The 2,379-nt window shown below is 39.3% G+C and carries 2 protein-coding genes; both read right to left on the bottom strand.

From position 1 onward, the window contains the following. Window positions 1–619: IS21-like element helper ATPase IstB (gene istB / locus CJF42_RS25645; protein WP_170940776.1), on the bottom strand; the 619-nt coding region annotated here is incomplete at its 3' end. 6 nt (window positions 620–625) lie between these two features. Continuing rightward, on the bottom strand, window positions 626–2,179 hold the full coding sequence (gene istA / locus CJF42_RS25650) for an IS21 family transposase (RefSeq protein WP_095369321.1): 1,554 nt from the start codon (window positions 2,177–2,179) through the stop codon (window positions 626–628). Window positions 2,180–2,379: the final 200 nt, after the last annotated feature.

Raw genomic sequence — 2,379 nt, forward strand, 5'->3', positions numbered from 1 at the left:
ACCAACTTTCAATGGGAAGTTGGCTGACGATTAACGTAGATTTTTTATCATACCTCGCGTCAATTAGCTCAAGCAGATCACTACGTTGTTGTGCTGTTAATGGCTCAAGCCCCCAGTCATCAAGTATCAATAGATCGAACTTCGCTAACTTTAAAATAAGCTTCCTATAGCTGCCATCAGCTTGTGCCAAGAATAAGGATTCAAGTAGCTCTTTTAATCTCACGTAGAATACGCTCAACCCTTGCTGGCAATGCTCATGCCCCAGCGCACACGCTAAATAAGTTTTACCACAGCCTGTTGCACCTGTGACGAGTATGTTTTGATGTCGCTTAACCCAGTGACCTTGAGCTAAACTACGAATTTCGCTAGGGTCGATGTTTCTTTCCTTTGTTATTGTTAAATCGCTAATTGAAGCACCCAGTCGAAATTTAGCCTGTTTGATTAATCGCGATATTTTACGTTCATTTCGCGCATCAATTTCACTGGTAAGCAACAAGTTAAGCCTTTCCTCAAAGCTTTGCTCATTGTACAAATTGGGTTGCTCTAGTTGACGTTGTAGCGCTGATTTTATACCCGCGAGCTTTAACTCATTCAGTTGTTGATTAATGGTGTCCATCATTTTTCCTTAGTGTTGGTAATAGGTGTTTCCACGAATATTGGCATGTGTGATGTTGGCAAGTTCATCGGTTTGCTCTTGAGGTAAGGGTTGCTGGTCTAATCCTTTATTAAGCATTAATCTAATTGACTTTAATGAGGTGACATTCGTCGCTATAGCTCGGCTACATGCCGCTTCTAAGCGCTCTTTCCCATAGCTTTTTGAAAGACTGAGTAAACCAATGCAAATACGATAACTTTGCTCGGGGTATTCGCGCCTTGCCAGGTAAGTTTTAATTAAACTTGCTGTAGAAAAACCAATGTCATTCGCCCAGCTTTCAAATCGCATCGGTGACCAATCTTGCTGTTTTTGATGTTTGACGGGCATATGTTCAGTCATGGTTGTATGTCTGCCAAGCTGATAGCTTCTGGGGTGGCAAGCGACAAGTTTATCGTCATTAAATAGGCTGACTTGATTATTGGTCACCATCGCTCTCAGTTTCTTTTTCACTAACTGATAAGGAACTGAGTAATAATGTTTTTCAATCTCAACATGATAATCAATACTGACGCGTACTGTTTTAATGAGTGTGTATTGATAAGGTTGTTGAGGTAAGGGTTTTAATGCCGGTTTATCTAAGCGGTTGAATAGCTCAAGCCTAGACGCATCGTATTGCTTCATTTTTTTATTATTCATCTCAGTGAGAAGTTCTTTAATTTGTTGATTTAACGCTTTTAAGCTATGAAACGTTACTTTTCTTAATCGCGCCATTATCCAGCGCTCAACAATTTGAACCGCCACTTCAGCCTTGGACTTGTCTTTAGGTTTATAAGGTCGTGCAGGGATAATAGCAATATCATAGTGAGTTGCTAGCTGATGATAGGTTGGATTGAGATCAGGATCATATCGACAAGTTCGTGTGACCGCACTTTTTAAGTTATCGGGTATCACCACTTGTGGTAACCCACCAAGAAACTCAAAACAACGGGCATGACTCATTACCCAATCTTCGAGTTTTTGTGACCAAGTGGCTTCACAATAAGTATAATTGGATGCACCAAGCGCAGCCACAAATATCTGTGCAGTACGTACTTCACTTGTTGTAGGGCTTACAATGTCAATGGTTGGCCCACAGTAATCAACAAAGAGTTTCTCACCAGCATGATGGGTTTGTCGCATTGATAGGCGCTGGGTGCCCGTCCAATATTTATATAATCGGCAAAAGTGATTGTAGCTATAATACAGGCCATTATTTTCCTGTTTAAGCTCCTCCCAAGTGATCAATAGCGTCAGATATTTGTGCAGCTTTAGATCTTCAGTAATTTTAATCCAATCGGGGGTTGGGTAATGTTTTTTACGAACTTGCTTGGGTTTAACTTTAGATGCTAAGGAGGCTTCCTCTAGTTTTTCATCAGGTAAAGGCCAAGTATTAATGCCTAATTCAGTCGCCTTTTTAAGGTACTTTGACACGGTGGCAGGTGAAATAGAGAGACTTTTAGCGATCACTCTATTTGAAAGGCCACTGCTATATTTTAACTGTAAAATTGATTTTAATTTATTCATAGAAATAGGTTTTGTCGACATTATTGTTATCCTCATCAAATGATTTAGATAACTGTTTAACATACCTACAAAAATGGCAATGTGATTAAATATCAATCAAATTAATAACATTAAAAATTGAATAAATGAGCACCATGAAATGTTATTCAGTGATCAAAGCTTAATGTTAGCTGTGATCGAAGCTGATGTTATTTGGTGATCAAAGCTGAGGTTATTATGCA

The organism is Pseudoalteromonas sp. NBT06-2, from assembly GCF_002276045.1.
Classification (GTDB): domain Bacteria; phylum Pseudomonadota; class Gammaproteobacteria; order Enterobacterales; family Alteromonadaceae; genus Pseudoalteromonas.

What these genes read in the sequence shown, in the direction of transcription:
- istA (WP_095369321.1), bottom strand. Translation starts at nt 2,179, where the DNA reads ATGTCGACAAAACCTATTTCTATGAATAAATTAAAATCAATTTTACAG.